The 16,257-nt window shown below is 46.2% G+C and carries 18 protein-coding genes and 1 pseudogene; 11 read left to right on the forward strand and 8 right to left on the reverse strand.

Annotated features, from left to right (window positions below; genetic code table 11):
• Positions 1-81 precede the first annotated feature (81 nt).
• On the forward strand, positions 82-732 hold the full coding sequence (locus C2M36_RS11320) for a GAF domain-containing protein (protein WP_105190470.1): 651 nt from the start codon (positions 82-84) through the stop codon (positions 730-732).
• A 47-nt stretch (positions 733-779) separates the two neighbouring features.
• Positions 780-1,973: an amino acid aminotransferase gene (locus C2M36_RS11325; protein ID WP_105190469.1), complete on the forward strand. Its 1,194-nt coding sequence runs from the start codon at positions 780-782 to the stop codon at positions 1,971-1,973.
• A gap of 63 nt (positions 1,974-2,036) precedes the next feature.
• Here C2M36_RS11325 and C2M36_RS11330 read toward each other — a convergent pair whose 3' ends face one another.
• Positions 2,037-2,348 (reverse strand): YebG family protein, encoded by a 312-nt coding sequence (locus C2M36_RS11330; protein WP_105254994.1) that lies wholly within the window; start codon positions 2,346-2,348, stop codon positions 2,037-2,039.
• Positions 2,349-2,573: 225 nt separating this feature from the next.
• Between C2M36_RS11330 and C2M36_RS11335 the strand changes: the two genes are divergently transcribed.
• Entirely contained in the window at positions 2,574-2,891 is a 318-nt protein-coding gene (locus tag C2M36_RS11335) for a ComEA family DNA-binding protein (protein ID WP_105254995.1), read from the forward strand.
• 24 nt (positions 2,892-2,915) lie between these two features.
• Here the strand turns inward: C2M36_RS11335 and C2M36_RS11340 are convergent, their stop codons facing one another.
• Both C2M36_RS11340 and dsbB read right to left on the reverse strand, forming a co-directional pair.
• The gene (locus tag C2M36_RS11340; RefSeq protein WP_105254996.1) at positions 2,916-3,218 is read right to left on the reverse strand and encodes a DUF6170 family protein; all 303 of its coding nucleotides are present in this window, start codon (positions 3,216-3,218) and stop codon (positions 2,916-2,918) included.
• Positions 3,215-3,730, reverse strand: a complete 516-nt coding sequence (dsbB, locus tag C2M36_RS11345; RefSeq protein WP_105254997.1) for a disulfide bond formation protein DsbB — start codon at positions 3,728-3,730, stop codon at positions 3,215-3,217. Before dsbB ends, C2M36_RS11340 begins: the two co-directional genes overlap by 4 nt.
• Before the next feature lie 627 nt (positions 3,731-4,357).
• Between dsbB and C2M36_RS11350 the strand changes: the two genes are divergently transcribed.
• The 4 genes from C2M36_RS11350 (at position 4,358) to C2M36_RS11365 (ending at position 9,331) form a co-directional block, all read left to right on the forward strand.
• Complete coding sequence (locus C2M36_RS11350) at positions 4,358-7,006, forward strand: Ig domain-containing protein (RefSeq protein WP_105254998.1); 2,649 nt, start codon at positions 4,358-4,360, stop codon at positions 7,004-7,006.
• A gap of 265 nt (positions 7,007-7,271) precedes the next feature.
• On the forward strand, positions 7,272-7,985 hold the full coding sequence (fadR, locus tag C2M36_RS11355) for a fatty acid metabolism transcriptional regulator FadR (RefSeq protein WP_105254999.1): 714 nt from the start codon (positions 7,272-7,274) through the stop codon (positions 7,983-7,985).
• Between the two features lie 274 nt (positions 7,986-8,259).
• Positions 8,260-8,865 carry a peroxiredoxin gene (locus C2M36_RS11360; RefSeq protein ID WP_105255000.1) on the forward strand — a complete coding sequence of 202 codons (606 nt, stop codon included), beginning with the start codon at positions 8,260-8,262 and terminating at the stop codon, positions 8,863-8,865.
• Between the two features lie 118 nt (positions 8,866-8,983).
• Positions 8,984-9,331: a 2OG-Fe(II) oxygenase gene (locus C2M36_RS11365; protein WP_105255001.1), complete on the forward strand. Its 348-nt coding sequence runs from the start codon at positions 8,984-8,986 to the stop codon at positions 9,329-9,331.
• 35 nt (positions 9,332-9,366) lie between these two features.
• Here the strand turns inward: C2M36_RS11365 and C2M36_RS11370 are convergent, their stop codons facing one another.
• The 5 genes from C2M36_RS11370 to C2M36_RS11390 form a co-directional block, all read right to left on the reverse strand.
• Positions 9,367-11,196: a DEAD/DEAH box helicase gene (locus C2M36_RS11370; protein WP_105255002.1), complete on the reverse strand. Its 1,830-nt coding sequence runs from the start codon at positions 11,194-11,196 to the stop codon at positions 9,367-9,369.
• 332 nt (positions 11,197-11,528) lie between these two features.
• The gene (locus C2M36_RS11375; RefSeq protein ID WP_105255003.1) at positions 11,529-11,795 is read right to left on the reverse strand and encodes a GrxA family glutaredoxin; all 267 of its coding nucleotides are present in this window, start codon (positions 11,793-11,795) and stop codon (positions 11,529-11,531) included.
• A gap of 100 nt (positions 11,796-11,895) precedes the next feature.
• Complete coding sequence (locus C2M36_RS11380) at positions 11,896-12,174, reverse strand: peptidylprolyl isomerase (RefSeq protein ID WP_105190458.1); 279 nt, start codon at positions 12,172-12,174, stop codon at positions 11,896-11,898.
• 10 nt (positions 12,175-12,184) lie between these two features.
• Complete coding sequence (locus tag C2M36_RS11385; RefSeq protein WP_442792655.1) at positions 12,185-13,201, reverse strand: Kelch repeat-containing protein; 1,017 nt, start codon at positions 13,199-13,201, stop codon at positions 12,185-12,187.
• Between the two features lie 22 nt (positions 13,202-13,223).
• Positions 13,224-13,715 (reverse strand): TlpA family protein disulfide reductase, encoded by a 492-nt coding sequence (locus C2M36_RS11390; protein ID WP_105255004.1) that lies wholly within the window; start codon positions 13,713-13,715, stop codon positions 13,224-13,226.
• 219 nt (positions 13,716-13,934) lie between these two features.
• Between C2M36_RS11390 and C2M36_RS11395 the strand changes: the two genes are divergently transcribed.
• From C2M36_RS11395 to C2M36_RS11410, 4 genes and pseudogenes are all read left to right on the forward strand, one after another.
• Entirely contained in the window at positions 13,935-14,381 is a 447-nt protein-coding gene (locus C2M36_RS11395) for an Hsp20 family protein (RefSeq protein ID WP_105255005.1), read from the forward strand.
• 164 nt (positions 14,382-14,545) lie between these two features.
• Positions 14,546-14,887, forward strand: a complete 342-nt coding sequence (locus C2M36_RS11400; protein ID WP_105255006.1) for a Fis family transcriptional regulator — start codon at positions 14,546-14,548, stop codon at positions 14,885-14,887.
• An 11-nt stretch (positions 14,888-14,898) separates the two neighbouring features.
• A pseudogene (locus C2M36_RS11405) lies at positions 14,899-15,386 on the forward strand (LabA-like NYN domain-containing protein).
• Positions 15,387-15,564: 178 nt separating this feature from the next.
• Positions 15,565-16,248 (forward strand): 2OG-Fe(II) oxygenase, encoded by a 684-nt coding sequence (locus tag C2M36_RS11410; RefSeq protein ID WP_105255007.1) that lies wholly within the window; start codon positions 15,565-15,567, stop codon positions 16,246-16,248.
• Positions 16,249-16,257: the final 9 nt, after the last annotated feature.

Raw genomic sequence — 16,257 nt, forward strand, 5'->3', positions numbered from 1 at the left:
CGCCCGCCTTATTTAATGATTGCCTGTGCTTTTGCCTCTGTGTTAGCATCCGTTTAAAGGTTTAGATGTTTGGATGGCTAAATGAATTCATATAACCAACTGGCGCACATCGAGGCGGATGTGGCGCTTATCGAGCAGTATCAGGCTTTACTAAAAGAATATGTGGCGACAGCCAATGCTCAGGTGCAGTGGCAATATTTAATTCCAGAATTGGGCGAGGGCGGCGCATGTAGCCTGTTTGGCCATTTACAGGAAGAGCCCTTTAGCTTGCGTGAGCACCTTGATACCGGTGCCGAGGAGCGGCTTGCTACCTTGCAGGCGATCGTTGATTTTGTCGTGGAGCAAAGTGGTGTTGACTGGTTTGGTATCTATCAAGCTCGTGATATTGACGGCCAGTGGCAACTGCTAAAACTGGCCTATTATGGTGCGCCTAGCCGGCCCTTATTCCCTATAACCGCTGAGTTTGCCGCCACCAGTAACAATGTACAGGTCGCAAGCTCAGGAAAGGCCAGAATTATCAACAATGTGGAAGACTATGTTGCCAGCGGTGGCGAATACTATACATGTGACCCAAAAGTGAAGGCGGAAAGCTGCTTGCCGCTTTATTCGCAGGAAGGTAAAGTAGTGGGTATCGTCGATGCGGAAGCATTCAGCACAGACTTTTTTACCCCCGAACGCTTAGCTCTGTTAGTTGCCGCAAGCAAAGAAATTGTCGCGCATCTGCCAGCTTAATGTGGCCGGGTACTGCTAACCCCTGAGATAATTAAAAAGAGAGTCCCATGTTCTCACAGTTAAAACCATTACCGACGGATCCCATTCTTGGGTTGATGGCTGCGTTCAAGGCTGACACCAATGCCAATAAAATCGATTTAGGTGTCGGCGTATACAAAGACGAGCAGGGCAACACCCCTGTGTTAAGAGCCGTAAAAAAAGCTGAAGAGTTTCGCTTAGCCAATGAGGCCACCAAGTCTTATATCGGATTGGCCGGTAACTTGGATTATTGTCAGAAAATGGAACAACTGCTGTTAGGCGATGCCCACCCAGCCTTGCTGGCAGACCGTGTTCGTACGGCGCAAACTCCAGGTGGTACAGGTTCATTGCGCGTAGCCGCCGAGTTTATTAAGCGTTGTAACGATGATGCTACGGTTTGGGTGACTACACCGACCTGGGCTAACCATATCAGCTTGTTTGAAGCGGCTGGTCTTACGGTGAAAGAATACCCTTACTACGACTATGAAAATAAGGGTCTATTGTTCGATGAAATGGTAAACGCTCTAAGCCAGATCCCGGCTGGCGATGTGGTCTTGCTCCACGCTTGTTGTCATAACCCAAGTGGTATGGACTTAAATGCCGAGCAATGGCAAACCGTAACCGACATCGCCAAAGCACAAGGTTTTACCGTGCTTATCGATATCGCGTACCAGGGTTTTGGTACTAGCCTGGACGAAGATGCTGCCGGCCTGCGTTTGCTTGCTTCTCAGGTTGAAGAGTTGATCATCTGTTCTTCATGTTCGAAGAACTTCGGCTTATACCGTGACCGTATCGGTGCATGCTCTATCATCTCTAAAGATGCCAGCGGCGCCGATGTATCTAACTCGGTATTGCTGAGCGTGGTGCGTAGCATTTACTCTATGCCGCCGGCACACGGTGCGGATATCGTCAGCACTATTTTAGCTAGCTCAGAGCTGACCACCATGTGGCACGATGAGCTGGATGAAATGCGCTCACGCATTAACGAGTTCCGTTCACTATTAAAAGAGAAGCTAAATGCCAAATGTCACGGCATGGACTTCTCATTTATCGAGCGTCAGCACGGTATGTTCTCTTTCTTAGGCATTAATAAAGAGCAGATCGAGCGCCTGCAAAAAGAGTATTCGATTTACATCGTTGGTTCGAGCCGTGTGAATGTAGCCGGTATCAGCCATGCAAACATCGATTACTTTGCCGATGCCGTGGCCGAGGTTACTAAATAACCAAACTAAAGGTTATCAACAAAAAAGCCAGCATTAGCTGGCTTTTTTAATTCTGGCTGTTGGTTAGGCTTCTTTGGCCTTCAGCTCGGTCACCTTGTCATTGCTGTCCTGTGCTTTGGGCTTTTTTTCGGCTTTTTTATCACTTGGCTTAGCGCCTTTTAGCACCTGCATGAAATCTTCTTTTTGTTTAGCTATTTGCAGCGCCAGGCCCTCGACCTGTTGTTCGCTTAAGGGGACATCGGCGTTTGCCAATAGGCCTTCTAGGTTTTCGGCAATATCGAGCATTTTGTCATAAGCATCGGCTTCTTTTTTACTGGTAAAGGTCATGCGCTCGACTCCATCTCTTTCAACTACGTACTTAACGACAACAGCCATGGGATCTCCTAACTATACTGTTTTTTTATACAGTTAGATTAGGGTGGCAAGGAGCTAAGGTCAAGGTGTTTTTATTCTTTTTCCGTAACTTGCGATAAACACAGTGCTCAGGAGCTTGGGTCGATGCGTGTGCGCCAGAGCCACTAGGTTGACAAGCCTGGTTCCTTCTTCTTTATTTAATAGCGGTAGTACCAAAGGAATAGTCATCACTTTAAGGAGAGAAGTATGAAACTACTGAACACCTCTGCAAGTGCCTTTGCAGGCGCCCTTGCCACAATACTCTTACTTGCCACCACTCACCCGGTTGTTGCGGCACCAGCCGAACCCAGTAAAAGCGAAGCCCCGAGCGCTGCTAAAGTGAGCTTGAACCAGGCCTCGGCCGAGCAGTTACAGGCCTTGCCTGGGATTGGCCCTGCTAAAGCGGCGGCGATAATCGATTATCGCGATAAAAATGGTGGCTTTAAGAGTATTGAGCAATTGGATGATGTGCCAGGGATAGGCGAGCGGCTAATGGCCGAACTCAAGGACAAGGTTTCGTTGTAGTGGGACGATAACATAAAGGCAGCATTAGCTGCCTTTATTATGCTCTGCAATCGCCTGGTCGAGATGACGACAGGCAAAGTAGTGGCGTACGGGTAACACCAGAATAGGGTAGGCAAGGCCGGCGAGCAGTAACCAGGGCAACATATTCCAGCCTTCAAAGCGCACCAACAATAAAAACAGCGGCGTGATAAGTAGCAGCTTAATGATATTAAAGATGATGCGCTCCTGAGCACTCAATAACTCCAACGCCTCGGCCACCAGTTGGAGGCGTTGGCGGTGGCTGAAGGGTTGCAGCTTAGGAATGTGACTGGCGAGAAAATAAATCATGACTTGCCAGGCTTAAAGAACAAGCTAGCACAGGTCACGATAATCGCTGCCGCAGCAAGAGCTGCAAAAATCACCTGCATCCAACCCGGCATAGACAGACCTAAAAATTGCCAGTCGATGTTACCACAGTCGCCGGTCGCGGCGAAGAAGCCAGGGATCCATTCATGCAAGGGCACGGGGAAGTTAGGTTCGAATTCACAGACGAAGGCAAAGGGATCCGTGGTGGTTTGCATCATAATGTGCTCACGGGCCAATAGCAGACCCCAAATGCTGGCAACCAGCCAGGTAGCCAATCCGCTCAGGCGCAGCCATATATTAGCAGGGTTGATGGCGCCAATAAGGCCAGCCAACAACACGCCTAACACGGCGGTGCGTTGATAGATACACATAATGCACGGGGCTAAATCCATGGCGTATTGGAAATACAGCGCCGTTGCTTCAAACAGGGTGGCGATTAACGCCAATAGTAACCAGGGCGCGCGTTGTCGCGAAATCTTACTTAACCAGCTCATGGGACTCTCTTATTAATTTTTATTTTGAGGATTATGCCCACGCTGTTTGGGGTATGCAAGCACCGGGCAGAAACCCCTAAAAGCTGATACTTTATTATTGTCTTGTGCGATTGCCAGTTTTACTCGGTGCGATTTACAGTGAATTGGCTTTTTTTACGACACAATCAATTAGTATAAATGTCTACTACAGGCAAATCTGAAACATTAACAATATTTTTGGGCCACCTATTAAAGTCTATAAAGTTGACGTTAAACCAATCCAATTCTGCCGCAAAGCTTGTTAACATAAACACTCTCAGGACAGCTTTAAGAACAAAGCGGATCGGAAATTTCATTTTTATTAAATGGCTTGTTAGAGTGGTACTTTAATTGGCACAATTTATAAACAGAGAAAAAGGATGTTAATCGATGCAACTCAGACGAATACTTATCCTATATTTTCTGCTTACCTCTTCTTCTTTGCTCTCCTGGGTTTTGTGTGAGCAATTTAATGCTTTGCTAAAGACTCGGTCGAAATCATTCTAGAGCGTGGTTTTAAAAAGAAGTTAAATGTTAATACTTAATTAGATTATTACCGCATCTGTGACACGTTAGCTGTAAGTAAAAATAAAAAAATAAGGATATAAGATGATAAGAATCGGGTTGTTAATATGGCTGCTAACTCTTTCAACTGCATCAACAGTGGTTTTTGCGAATGTGTTCACGAACATGGTGAATCACCCCAGTAAAGAGGGGGTAGCGTATAGTTTTAATGAGGGGCATTTTTATACGTTACAAGCAGATGAGAATGGTTGGCAAATGCTGGACCATACATATTTAGGTCGCTACGAAGCTGACAATCAAGTGGCTTTATACAGTGATGGCAGGGGAGCACTAGCTGCCACCGTATTTGATGTGTATTTCCTACCATTTGATGACCAAGGTGTATCTACAGGTGAGTTTCAGCATGTGTTAGATGTGCCAAGTGGAATTGGCAATTACTCTATAAAGCTGTTGCCAGACCAAGATTTGGTGCTGATACTCGGGGACACAGCTATGGTGCAATATCAAATCGTTGATCAGCAGGCGGTGGAAGTAGGCCGTTACACACACGAAGATTTCGAATTACCTAATCATTACAGCACTTATATTCACCCTGATGGAACCTTGTTGGATTTTATAGGCAATGTTTATCCTTGGGATGGCTCTATTTATTCTGTTCCATTTAGTGTTCCTAAATTGGCTGAATTTATGACCCCCGATGTTTTGGTTTTAGATCAAAACGATGGATTTATTGTATTAAAATCATATACCAGTAATGTGGTGCGTTTTAACTGGCCACTAAGCGAAGACTCGAGTCCACAATTAATAGCTAACAATTGGGATGGGAGCAAATTCCTTGGTGTTGGTTCTCATACTGACTGGGTAAGAGTTAAGCCGAATGCATTTAGCCCATGGTTATTTGATCCTACTGATCCATTGGCAAGAATAAATAGTAACTTCACCTACCCACATTGGTTGAAGAGCTATCAAGTTATAACTGGGCAAAGGTCATACGGTAACAAGGAAGGGTTTGAAGACCGCCCTGTACAAATTAACAATGTCCTCTGGTTGGGCCCCCTAAAAATTGAACCGGTAGGAGAAACGTATCAGTTTGACTATTTTAGTACTCTTCACCTATCGAATAATGATCTGCTAGTGAATAGACGAGACAACCAAGGCTCACCAGCATGGGGAAACGACTTTCAACAAATAAGCTCTGAAATATCCTTGGGGTTGTCTCGATATACACTGAATGAAACAGGGGAGATTCAATCGAAAACTGTACTTGAGGGGCAAAGTCAAGGTAGTTGGGCACAGTTGATTATGGCAGAGCCGCTATCAAACAAAGTATTTGCCCTTGTCTTAAACCCAAATGATACCTTTGTTTATGCTCAGATTTATAAAGATGAGCAGCTATTGTCTGAGTATCCAGTATTTCAATACGGGCATTTTTTTGGGCAACCAATTCATGGAGCTGACAGTCGTCCAGTGATCTCTCCTGACAAAGCACACGTTTATTTTGAGGTGAATGAGGAGGTTTACTACTGTGACATTGAGGAGCTAACAACGCTCAATAACTGTGCTCAGATCTATGTTGAAAAGCTTACCTTTCCGCGCATCAGTGCTTACAAGGACGGAATCGTTTATTGGGGAACTCACAGGCATAAATTTATCAGCATATCTCACAATAACGACGAGTTACTTGTAGAAGATAAGTGGGCTGGAAAATTTGAAGACGGCTGCTGTGTTGAAACGGTATTTTATAACCCTGTTACAGACCGCTTGTTTGTAGATGACATGGAATTATTGCCTGACGGTAGTGTGGAGAAGTTGAACGTGCAGGCCAGACGTCCTTATTTTTATAATGAAACTACCAAACTTGCTTTTGGTTCGGGTTACAGCACCAGTGGATCATTTGGTTATGACATCAACACGGACAGCTACTATCAAGTTGAGTTTATGAATCACCTGTATCCCCAAGTCTCAGAGGGTTCCTTAAGAGCGTACTTGGGTTCTGACCTACTGGTGTTTGACAACCCCTATGTGAAAAACGGTATTGAAGTAATCAAGGCGCCATTTCTTGTTAACGTGGCAGTGGATTTCAACGAGCCTGACACCATTTATTCCTACGAGGAGTTAACACTTCCTATTTATGAGCTGTTTACTTCTGAACCTGAGTTTCAAGAAACTTGGATGCTGGCGATAGGCTATAGTAGCGAAGATAATAAAAATGCGGTGCCGAAAGATAACTATATTCGCTTTACAATTGAAAAAGCTTACTCCCTAGCCCATGACGGTAGTTTTCCCTTTAAATTAGTGACTGAACAAGGGTCATGGCGAGCTACATTTCCACTAAAAACTCAGTTGCTTAATTTAAACGAGGCGCCTGTGTTTCAAAAAGTATATGACCAACGAATGACTGTTGGCACTGAATATGAGGGAGCGTTATGGGATATCGTTAGTGATCCCGACGGCGATAATCTTATCTTTACTACAGAAGGTTTGCCAGCTGGCTTAGTGCTTGACGGCAGTTACATTTCAGGTGTGCCAACCAAAGCAGGTGATTATCTGGTTACTGTTACGGCAACTGATCCTTTAGGGCTAACGGCCCAAGTTCAGTTTTATATTAAAGTGGAAAATGCCGACTCAGACGACTTAAGCAGCTCAGGTGGTAGTTTGGGTTATCTAATCGTGTTCATGTTGATGGGAGCTCGTTGGCTGCGTCAGCAGAAAACACCACTAAAGAAGGGTTAACGGGTAGGTGCAATATGAGTTATCTATTTTGTTTTTGACTAAATATATTAGCGCCGAATAGATAAACGAGTTTTCTGTACCTGCACCTGGGTCTATGCAAGCACCAGCCAAACGCCGGGAAAAGCTGATACTTTATTATTGTCTTGTGCAATTGCCAGTTTTACTCGGTGTGCTTTACAGTGAAGTTTTCTTGTTAGTTGCTAATCATCTGGTACAATCAGTGGGATAATTAAAATTACATAAACCGTGGTGAAGTGGACCTTAGATGAGAATTTTTAAAGCGAAAAGCCCAGCTGGATTTGCTGAGGAATACATAGTTGAGTCCATCTGGAATGGTGAGTTTCCACCAGGCTCTATTCTTCCTGCCGAGCGCGAACTATCGGAACTCATCGGCGTGACTCGTACGACACTGCGTGAAGTTTTACAACGCCTTGCTCGTGATGGCTGGCTCACCATTCAACATGGTAAGCCAACGCGAGTAAATAACTTTTGGGAAACCTCGGGTCTTAATATTCTTGAGACGCTGGCGCGTCTTGACGAAGATAAAATGCCCGAGCTGACCGATCAGCTACTGTCAGCACGCACCAACATCAGTGCCATCTATATGCGTGCGGCGATCAAAATCGACCCAGAGCGTGTAAAGGAAATTGTTGCCGAGCGTGACGGTGTTGAAGACACGGCTCAGGCCTTTGCCGACTATGACTATTTGGTACACCATCACCTTGCCAGTGCCGGAAACAACAAAATTTATGTGTTAATCCTCAATGGCTTTAAAGGCTTTTACTCAAAAATCGGTTGTCACTACTTCTCTGATCCCCGTACTCGTGAGTTAGCGCGTCAATTCTATTCTGATCTGGCTGAGCTGGCCGAGAAGCAAGACCACGACGGTGCCATTTCCCTAATGCGTCGTTATGGCCATCAGAGCGGTCAAATCTGGCAGGAAATTCGTGGCGATATGCCCGAAGACATTATGGATTAATTAAAGAGCCTGCGAATGCAGGCTTTTTTGTGCCTGAACAGCTAAAAATTAAACAATCACTTTTTTCGATAACTGCTATCGTTAAATGCGATTGTTCTTTTGCGCCCTAGCTCAGTAACATAGCGCCCAAGAATATAAATGTACGTATTTTTAATGTCGGGGTTGTTTTTCAAAAGCCCGCCACTATATCTATGTGCAGGAATAAATACAGGCTAGGCGGCCTCGTCGTCTCAGCCGCAAAGTACGATAAACTCAAACTATTTTGGAGAATAAAATGGGTGTATTAGTAGGCCGCAAGGCACCAGACTTTACAGCTGCAGCAGTGCTAGGTAACGGCGAAATCGTTGATGCATACAACCTACACGAGACAATCAAAGGCAAGAAAGCGGTTATCTTTTTCTACCCACTTGATTTCACTTTCGTTTGTCCTTCAGAGCTAATTGCTTTCGACAAGCGTTATGAAGAATTCCAAAAGCGTGGCGTTGAAGTAATCGGTGTTTCTATCGATTCACAATTCTCACACAACGCATGGCGTAACACTGCTGTTGCAGACGGCGGTATCGGTCAAGTTAAATACGCTCTAGTAGCTGACGTTAAGCACGAAATCTGTCAAGCATACGACGTTGAGCACCCAGAAGCGGGCGTTGCTTTCCGTGGTTCTTTCCTAATCGACGAAGAAGGCACTGTACGTCACCAAGTAGTTAACGACCTACCTCTAGGCCGTAACATCGACGAAATGCTACGCATGGTTGACGCGCTAGCGTTCCACAGCGAGCACGGTGAAGTATGTCCTGCTGGTTGGACTGAAGGTAAAAAAGGTATGGACGCAAGCCCTGAAGGTGTTGCTAAGTTCCTATCTGAAAACGAAGGCGACCTATAAGGTTTTACCCTCGTTTGAAAAACCGCGCTTAGGCGCGGTTTTTTTGTGCCTAAATAATTGCGAAAGTTGTCGATTATCAGCAAGATGGCAGTGAGCTACGATTATAAGGAATAACCTAATGCGTTGGTTATGGTGGCAGAAGGGGCGTCAGCAGTCCGGCTATGACAAAATGTTGTTGGCTGGCGCATATTGGCCGATTAAGTTTGATTGTTATCTTTTGCGCTTCAAACAAGGAAGCTTTATCCAGCGCCATACGGATACAGTGGAGTCTGGTCGCCATTATCGCCTTAATATAGTCTTAAAAGCTGCTAAGAAGGGCGGTGAGTTTGAATGCGAGCAACCTATCTATACCAGCAAGCGTATCAAGCTGTTTAGACCGGATGTTAACGCTCATGCCGTTACCTTAGTGGAAGAAGGTACACGTTATGTATTCAGCGTCGGCTGGATACGCGGCGATAAGACATAAAAAAAACCGCCCTTGGGCGGTTTTTTTAATTTTGCTTATTGAAAGCTAACAGCGCGACGCTCTTTGCGTGGACCACGGCTTTTCGCATTTGGGTCACGGAAGCTGCGCTTCTTGCCTTCGTTGCGGTCATTACGCTCGCGTGGAGGACGTGAATCACGTTGCTCGCGTGGCGCATTCGCTTCGCTTGGACTTAGCGTTAGCTTCATCGGGCGCTTACAGATGAATACTTTTTGGAAGTGCGCAACTTTCTCAGCGGGCATACCTTGCGGTAGCTCAACGGTACTGTGGGCCTCAAACAAACGGATGTCACCGATGTACTTGCTGGAGATATCCGCTTCATTGGCAATCGCACCAACGATGTTCTTAACCTGTACACCGTGCTCACGGCCTACTTCGATACGGTAGGTATCCATCGGCATGTTCGAGTCGCGGCGCTCGCGACGTGGCTTATCACCATCACGACGATTGTCATCGCGGCGACGTTCACCGCGCTCACCACGTTCGTTACGGCGCTCATTGCGCTCACCGCGCTCTGGACGTTCCTTCGCTTTGATCTCTTCCACTTTCAATGGCGTCTGCTGTTGCGCTAGGCATAGCAGGGCCGCGGCAAGGTCGCCTTGGCTAAGTTGCAGCTTGTTACCGATTGAATTGGCAACCTGGGCAAAGAACTCGCTGTCTTTGTGCTCAAGGGCGGCGGCAATCTTGGTTTCAAGGGCGTCGATACGCTTTTGCTCAACCATTTTAGCACTTGGTAGCTGTACTTCTGCGATGTCGCTCTTGGTGTGGCGTATAATGTTTTTAAGCAGGTAACGCTCGTTACCCTTAACAAACAAGATGGCCTTACCTTGGCGACCAGCACGACCAGTACGGCCGATACGGTGTACATAGGCTTCACTGTCTTGTGGGATATCGTAGTTCACAACCAGACTGATGCGTTCAACATCAAGGCCACGTGCCGCTACGTCGGTAGCAATAACGATATCAAGTAAGCCGCTCTTCAGACGGTCTACGGTGCGCTCACGGGCTTGCTGGTTCATGTCGCCGTTAAGCGGTGCCGCGGAGAAACCTTCGCGCTCTAGCAGTTCTGCCAGCTGTACCGTGTCGTTACGGGTACGTACGAATACGATAGCGGCGTCAAACGTTTCCGCTTCCAAGAAGCGCACGATAGCATTGTTCTTGTGTACGCGGGCTTGCCAGTAAACCTGCTCGATGGTCGATACCGTGCTGTTACGTGGCGTGATGCGCACTTGCTCGGCGTCTTGCAGGTAGGTTTTACAGATAGACTGAATTTGTTTTGGCATAGTCGCAGAGAACAAACAGGTTTGCTTGGTTTCTGGCGTTTGCGCCATGATGCTTTCTACATCGTCGATAAAGCCCATGCGCAGCATTTCATCCGCTTCGTCCAACACAAGTGCGCTAAGACGAGATAGGTCGATAGACTTCCGGCTGATGTGATCCAATAGACGACCAGGGGTCGCGACGATGATTTGTGCGCCGCGACGCAATGCACTTAGCTGGATACCGTAGCTCTGGCCACCGTAAAGTGCTAAGACTTCTACGCCCCTAGTAAATTTTGCATATTGCTCGAACGCTTCCGCTACCTGGATAGCAAGCTCACGAGTGGGGGTAAGTACAAGGATCTGCGGGTGCTTAGCATCGGCATCGATGTTGTTCAATAAAGGCAAAGCAAAGGCAGCAGTTTTACCTGTACCTGTTTGCGCCATTCCCAAGACATCCTTTTTGTCGAGTAAAAGGGGAATACATTGAGTTTGGATCTCGGAAGGAGTCTCATAACCCAACTGTTCCACTGCTTTTAAGATAGCAGGAGAAAGGTTCAACGACTCAAAGGTGACTGGTTCTGACATTAAAACGCCTCAGGAATTCAAAGAGCGCGCATTGTACAGGAATGAAGCAGTAATTGCTTGTATAAATTGAAACTATTTCCTATGTGATTGGTTTTGTATGAAATTTAATCAGGTGTATTTTAGGAAACCTGTGTAAACGGCATAAATAAAGGGTTTTCTGTTAGCGAATAAAGAGTTTTTTAGTCCTTGTCAAAGTAGAAATGGCAGGATAAAAATGCTGAAAATAAGGCGTTTGTTGATTTGTTTCGCGCTACGCTTGTTTTTTTAATTTTTAGTTTGTTTTATGAACAAATGAAAACGCCGCTTTGGTGAGCGGCGCTTCAGGGTAGCTGTTATTCTTGATACAGACCCAAGTTTGCCTTGGCGTAGGCTTCAAATTCCGTAAAGCCACCGATATGCTCTTGGTCGATAAAAATTTGCGGTACTGTTTCACACGGCTTGCCGGCAGACTTTTCCAGATCCGCCTTGCTGATCCCTTCTTTGATGATATCCACGTAGCGAAATTTAAAATCGTCACGTTGTTCGGCTAATTGGCTAGCAACATCTTTCGCACGTACGCAAAAGGGACAACCATCACGACCAAATATAACAGTTAACATAATCTCTCCAGTGCTTCTTTTAAGGTACAGGAGGCAGTGTAGCGAGCTTAGGAGCTCGGGTAAAATGCCAAAAACCGATTTATCTGTTCGTTAAAAACGATTAACTGCGATAAACGGTTTTAATCAGGTGATAGCCGAACTTGGTCTTCACCGGGCCATGCACTTCAAATAATGGTTTTTTGAAGACCACATCGTCAAATGCCTTGACCATGGTGCCGCGTTCAAACTCACCGAGATCGCCGCCGCGTTTTTTCGACGGGCAGGTTGAGTACTGTTTGGCAAGCTTATTAAAGTCGCCGCCTTTATCGAGCTTGGCTTTAATTGCTAAACATTCTTCTTTGCTCTTCACCAGGATGTGGTAGGCACAGGCTTTGGCCATGATGTTACTCCTAAAATTTAAATCGATACGGTGTGATCTGGTCTAACACCTTTTGCTTCTCGCCAATGCCACCAATGCGATAGGCGGTGCCCTCATGGGCGAGCAGACCTCTGTGGTCCATGGTTGCTCTTTGGGCGTGTTCCATCCGTTGCCAGCGGTTGCTGGGAACATCAAAACGCCAGACCTGACTTGAGGGCGAGCTGGGTTTGCCATTATACCCTATGCCGTTGTAGTTGTAGGGGTTAGGTGAGCCACCGATAAATACCAGGTTGCCGTTGATGGTGCCCGCAGCCATACGATAATGCGCCTTGCCGCTGGGGTGGGCAATGCTGTGCCATGAGACCTGGCGAGGGTCTTGTGGGTCGATAACCCCTTTTAGGCATTGGGCTTTAGCGGCAAAGCCGCGACGTTTTTCGGCATAGGCCACGGTTTTAACCCCGTCACAAATTATCATCAGGTTCTCGTTAATTGCGCCGGCGTGGCCAAATACCGCATCGCCGAGAAAGGGGGAGGCCTGTGACCATCTGTCTTTAGCGATATCATATACCTGTACCAGATTGACATTGCCGTCGTTGTGCCAACCGCTGATCAGATAAATATACTGGTCGTTGTAGTTGAGGGCGACGCTGTCGTCCACCGGCACCGGCATATTAGCCAACTGTTGGTACTGATCTTTTTCCACGTCATAGCGATAGGCATCCGGCACCGAGATCTCTGTGTGATCGGCGGCCACTGTGTAACCGCCAAACACATAGGCATACTTGCCAACGCCTACGGCGGTGGCGGCGAGGCGGCCCGATAGCTGGGTTGACGCCGGAACCGGCGCCTTTGCTTGCCAGGCATTGCTGCCCAGTTTTAACGCCCACACCTTGTTATGAACATCAAGGTGCGTTTTACCCGCCCCCAGGCCCATAAAGCTCAGGAAATAACTGCCTTGCTCGGTGTTTACCTTGGCCACCGCATTGTTGCTGACCGGCTCCGGCAGCGCCGGTAACTCTGCGGCGAACAGGGAGCCACTCAGGGCCAGGCCCATAGCGGCGCAAAGCATTTTAATCATCTGATTTACCTCTTAATTTAATACCCAACTCGGTGGAGTAACCTATTGCACGTGCACTAATAGACAAAGATTCATCAATCACGTAATAGGTTGGAAAGGCGGATATTTTATATTGCTGTGCGGTGTATTCGCTACCTAAAAGTATAGGCATTGTCAGCTGTAAATCATCGACAAATTCGCTTACCTGTGCCTGCGACTGGTAGTCCAGAGCGATAGCGATGGCATGAACGTCGCCCCGATCCATGGCTTTTTGTAGATTTGGCATAGATAACTTACACACGGTGCACCAGGGGGCAAAAAAATACAGCACGGTTTTTTGCCCTTGCAACTCCTTAATACTAAAGCGAGCGTCACTATGCAGTTGGGGCAGGGAAAAATAGGGAGCCGGGCTGTGGTCGGCAGACAAAAGGTGGCGCTCCTGATAGGCACTCACCGCGAAAAATACCACCGCTATGACCACGAGTTGGAAAAAAAACTTTTTCATTAAAATCCTTTAATTTCAATTTGATACTTATTTTAGACCGGCTTTTCTAAGAAAAATGTGAAATTATTATCTTGAAATTAAAAGCACCGTCCATACATCAGATTATGAGGACGCCATAAAGGGTCCTAACCAAACTAAAGTTATTGATATTTATACATAAAGGTTGTTTGTTCAGCAGAAAAACAACCGCCAAATATTGCTTAAATTGAGGATATTATTATGCGTACAGTAGACCTTTCTCCACTATATCGTTCATTTATCGGTTTTGACCACCTGGCATCACTTATGGATGCGGCGGCACGCACCGATAAACAACCAAGTTACCCGCCTTATAACATTGAGGCTCTGGGTAAAGATCAGTACAGAATTACCATGGCCGTAGCCGGTTTCAGCGACAATGAGCTGACCATTGAGTCGGAGAATAACACGCTCAAGGTGACCGGAACAAAGGCCGATAAAGAATCTCAAGAAGAGCGCAAATTTATCCATCAGGGTATTGCCGAGCGCAACTTCGAGCGCAAGTTCCAACTTGGCGATCACGTCAAAGTATTGGCCGCAAGTTTGGAAAATGGCCTGCTGGTTATAGATCTAGAGCGTGAAATTCCAGAAGCCTTAAAGCCACGCAAAATCGAAATTGGCAAAGGCAACTTACTAGAAAGTAAGTAATCAGTTAAGATATCTCCCTGTGATGCGCCGCCCTTTTTGGGCGGCTTTTTTGTGTTTAATACCAATTCACTTAAATAGCTAATTATTCTAGCGGGCTAAATATTATGCTCTCAGCGCTATATCTGATCACATACTTAACAGAATTGGTATAAAAGGTGTTAACAATGACGAAAACAGACAAAAAACGCGATAAGCAATTGCGCGAGTTATTAACTCGGCTGTGTGAACAGCACTGTAAAATAATCAAGGGTTTTAGTTGGTTAACTCATCACATTGACTGGAAAAACCCGCAAGCAAGCTTCACACTCACGGTGGTTTTCGATAATGACACCGAGCGTGATGCATTTATCAGCTCAGGCGAGCGAGCACGACTTGAGCGCGTTATTCAAATTAGTTTAAAGTCGGTGGGGCTGAACCTGAAAAATGCCGCTAAACAACTCAGATATGACACCGAAGAGCAGTGCCAGTTACAGCACCAGGGTAATTGGGCCAAACGATTAAATTAGGGATATAACCGATGGACACCTCAAAACCCAGTGCTGCTATTTTTGTGGACGTGCAGAACATCTATTACACCTGCAGAGAAAGCCAAGGGCGTAATTTTGATTACAATGCATTTTGGCGTGAAGTGAGCAGCCAGTATGATATTCAGCATGCATTTGCCTACGCTATTGACCGGGGTGATGCAAAGCAGCGGGAGTTTCAAAATATCCTTCGCGCGATAGGATTTGAGGTCAAGCTAAAGCCCTTTATCCAGCGCGCCGACGGCTCAGCCAAGGGTGATTGGGATGTGGGGATCACTCTGGATGCCATAGAGTATGGCTGCCAGACCGACACCACCATTTTACTTTCCGGCGATGGCGATTTTGACCTGTTAGCGATAAACTACGCGACGAAAAAAACAAGCGTGTGGAAGTGTATAGCTGTGAAAAGCTCACCGCTGCATCGTTAATAAATGCCGCCAGTTACTTTCGCGCCATTGATTCCAGTTTGTTGTTAAAGTAGTTGGGATCATTATCTTCAGAAGTCGTTTATTGTAGGCGGAGCCGCTGCTCTTTAGTGCAGAGGTGTAAGGTATCGGTGGTACTGGCAAAAGCCCTGTACCACCTCGGCTATAAATACTTACTTCGGCTTACAATGATGTTAGTCTTGGTTTAAGAAATAATAACAAGAACGGTATGAGATGTTTCAGTTCAACCCCCATGTGCTCGGTGAAGCAAAAGCGCAATTACAGCAGGAAGGCTTTTGTCGTATTACAGATGTCTTGCCAACTGAGCAGGCACAGTCCTTGTTCAATGAATTAAGCAAAACGCAATACAACATAGCACTCACCCAAGATGGCAAACCTCAAGAGTTAAGCCAAGAACAGCTAGCTGCTATGTCTTCGGGACAACGAGGTAGGTTATTTGAAAATATCCAGCAGCATGCAGCGAAGGGTGTAGGCTTTGTATATGGGCGACATTTTATCAACGAGCAAAGTGCAGAAGTGTTAAAAGCACTTTTTAGTTACTTGAATTCAAAGCCAGTGTTAAATGAGTTTGCTGAAATGTCTGGGCAGAAGATAATTCGTGCCAGCGCTCAGGCAACTTGCTACGACAAAGGCTATTTTCTCACTAGACACAACGATGTAGTTCCATCCGAAGGACGAGTTTACGCCTATGTTTTGGGGTTAACACCGCAGTGGCACCCAGACTGGGGCGGTTTATTGCAGTTTTACGAGCAAGACGGCACCCCTACTCGCAGTTATTCGCCAATTTTTAATTCCCTGACTATATTCGATGTTCATAAAATTCATGCGGTCACGTATGTTGCTCCCTACGCCAGTGCCAAGCGTTATTCATTAACGGGTTGGTTCAGAACTGTTTAGGAACTTTTC

This window comes from Pseudoalteromonas sp. T1lg75, from assembly GCF_002964705.1.
In the GTDB taxonomy this organism is placed as follows: Bacteria; Pseudomonadota; Gammaproteobacteria; order Enterobacterales; family Alteromonadaceae; genus Pseudoalteromonas.

Bases quoted from the DNA above. Each gene is read 5' to 3' on its own strand.
- C2M36_RS11350 (WP_105254998.1), top strand. From the start codon at position 4,358: ATGATAAGAATCGGGTTGTTAATATGGCTGCTAACTCTTTCAACTGCA.
- C2M36_RS11380 (WP_105190458.1), bottom strand. From the start codon at position 12,174: ATGGCCAAAGCCTGTGCCTACCACATCCTGGTGAAGAGCAAAGAAGAA.
- dsbB (WP_105254997.1), bottom strand. From the start codon at position 3,730: ATGAGCTGGTTAAGTAAGATTTCGCGACAACGCGCGCCCTGGTTACTA.
- C2M36_RS11400 (WP_105255006.1), top strand. From the start codon at position 14,546: ATGACGAAAACAGACAAAAAACGCGATAAGCAATTGCGCGAGTTATTA.
- C2M36_RS11370 (WP_105255002.1), bottom strand. From the start codon at position 11,196: ATGTCAGAACCAGTCACCTTTGAGTCGTTGAACCTTTCTCCTGCTATC.
- C2M36_RS11320 (WP_105190470.1), top strand. From the start codon at position 82: ATGAATTCATATAACCAACTGGCGCACATCGAGGCGGATGTGGCGCTT.
- fadR (WP_105254999.1), top strand. From the start codon at position 7,272: ATGAGAATTTTTAAAGCGAAAAGCCCAGCTGGATTTGCTGAGGAATAC.
- C2M36_RS11360 (WP_105255000.1), top strand. From the start codon at position 8,260: ATGGGTGTATTAGTAGGCCGCAAGGCACCAGACTTTACAGCTGCAGCA.
- C2M36_RS11375 (WP_105255003.1), bottom strand. From the start codon at position 11,795: ATGTTAACTGTTATATTTGGTCGTGATGGTTGTCCCTTTTGCGTACGT.
- C2M36_RS11335 (WP_105254995.1), top strand. From the start codon at position 2,574: ATGAAACTACTGAACACCTCTGCAAGTGCCTTTGCAGGCGCCCTTGCC.
- C2M36_RS11365 (WP_105255001.1), top strand. From the start codon at position 8,984: ATGCGTTGGTTATGGTGGCAGAAGGGGCGTCAGCAGTCCGGCTATGAC.
- C2M36_RS11390 (WP_105255004.1), bottom strand. From the start codon at position 13,715: ATGAAAAAGTTTTTTTTCCAACTCGTGGTCATAGCGGTGGTATTTTTC.
- C2M36_RS11340 (WP_105254996.1), bottom strand. From the start codon at position 3,218: ATGATTTATTTTCTCGCCAGTCACATTCCTAAGCTGCAACCCTTCAGC.
- C2M36_RS11410 (WP_105255007.1), top strand. From the start codon at position 15,565: ATGTTTCAGTTCAACCCCCATGTGCTCGGTGAAGCAAAAGCGCAATTA.
- C2M36_RS11330 (WP_105254994.1), bottom strand. From the start codon at position 2,348: ATGGCTGTTGTCGTTAAGTACGTAGTTGAAAGAGATGGAGTCGAGCGC.
- C2M36_RS11395 (WP_105255005.1), top strand. From the start codon at position 13,935: ATGCGTACAGTAGACCTTTCTCCACTATATCGTTCATTTATCGGTTTT.
- C2M36_RS11325 (WP_105190469.1), top strand. From the start codon at position 780: ATGTTCTCACAGTTAAAACCATTACCGACGGATCCCATTCTTGGGTTG.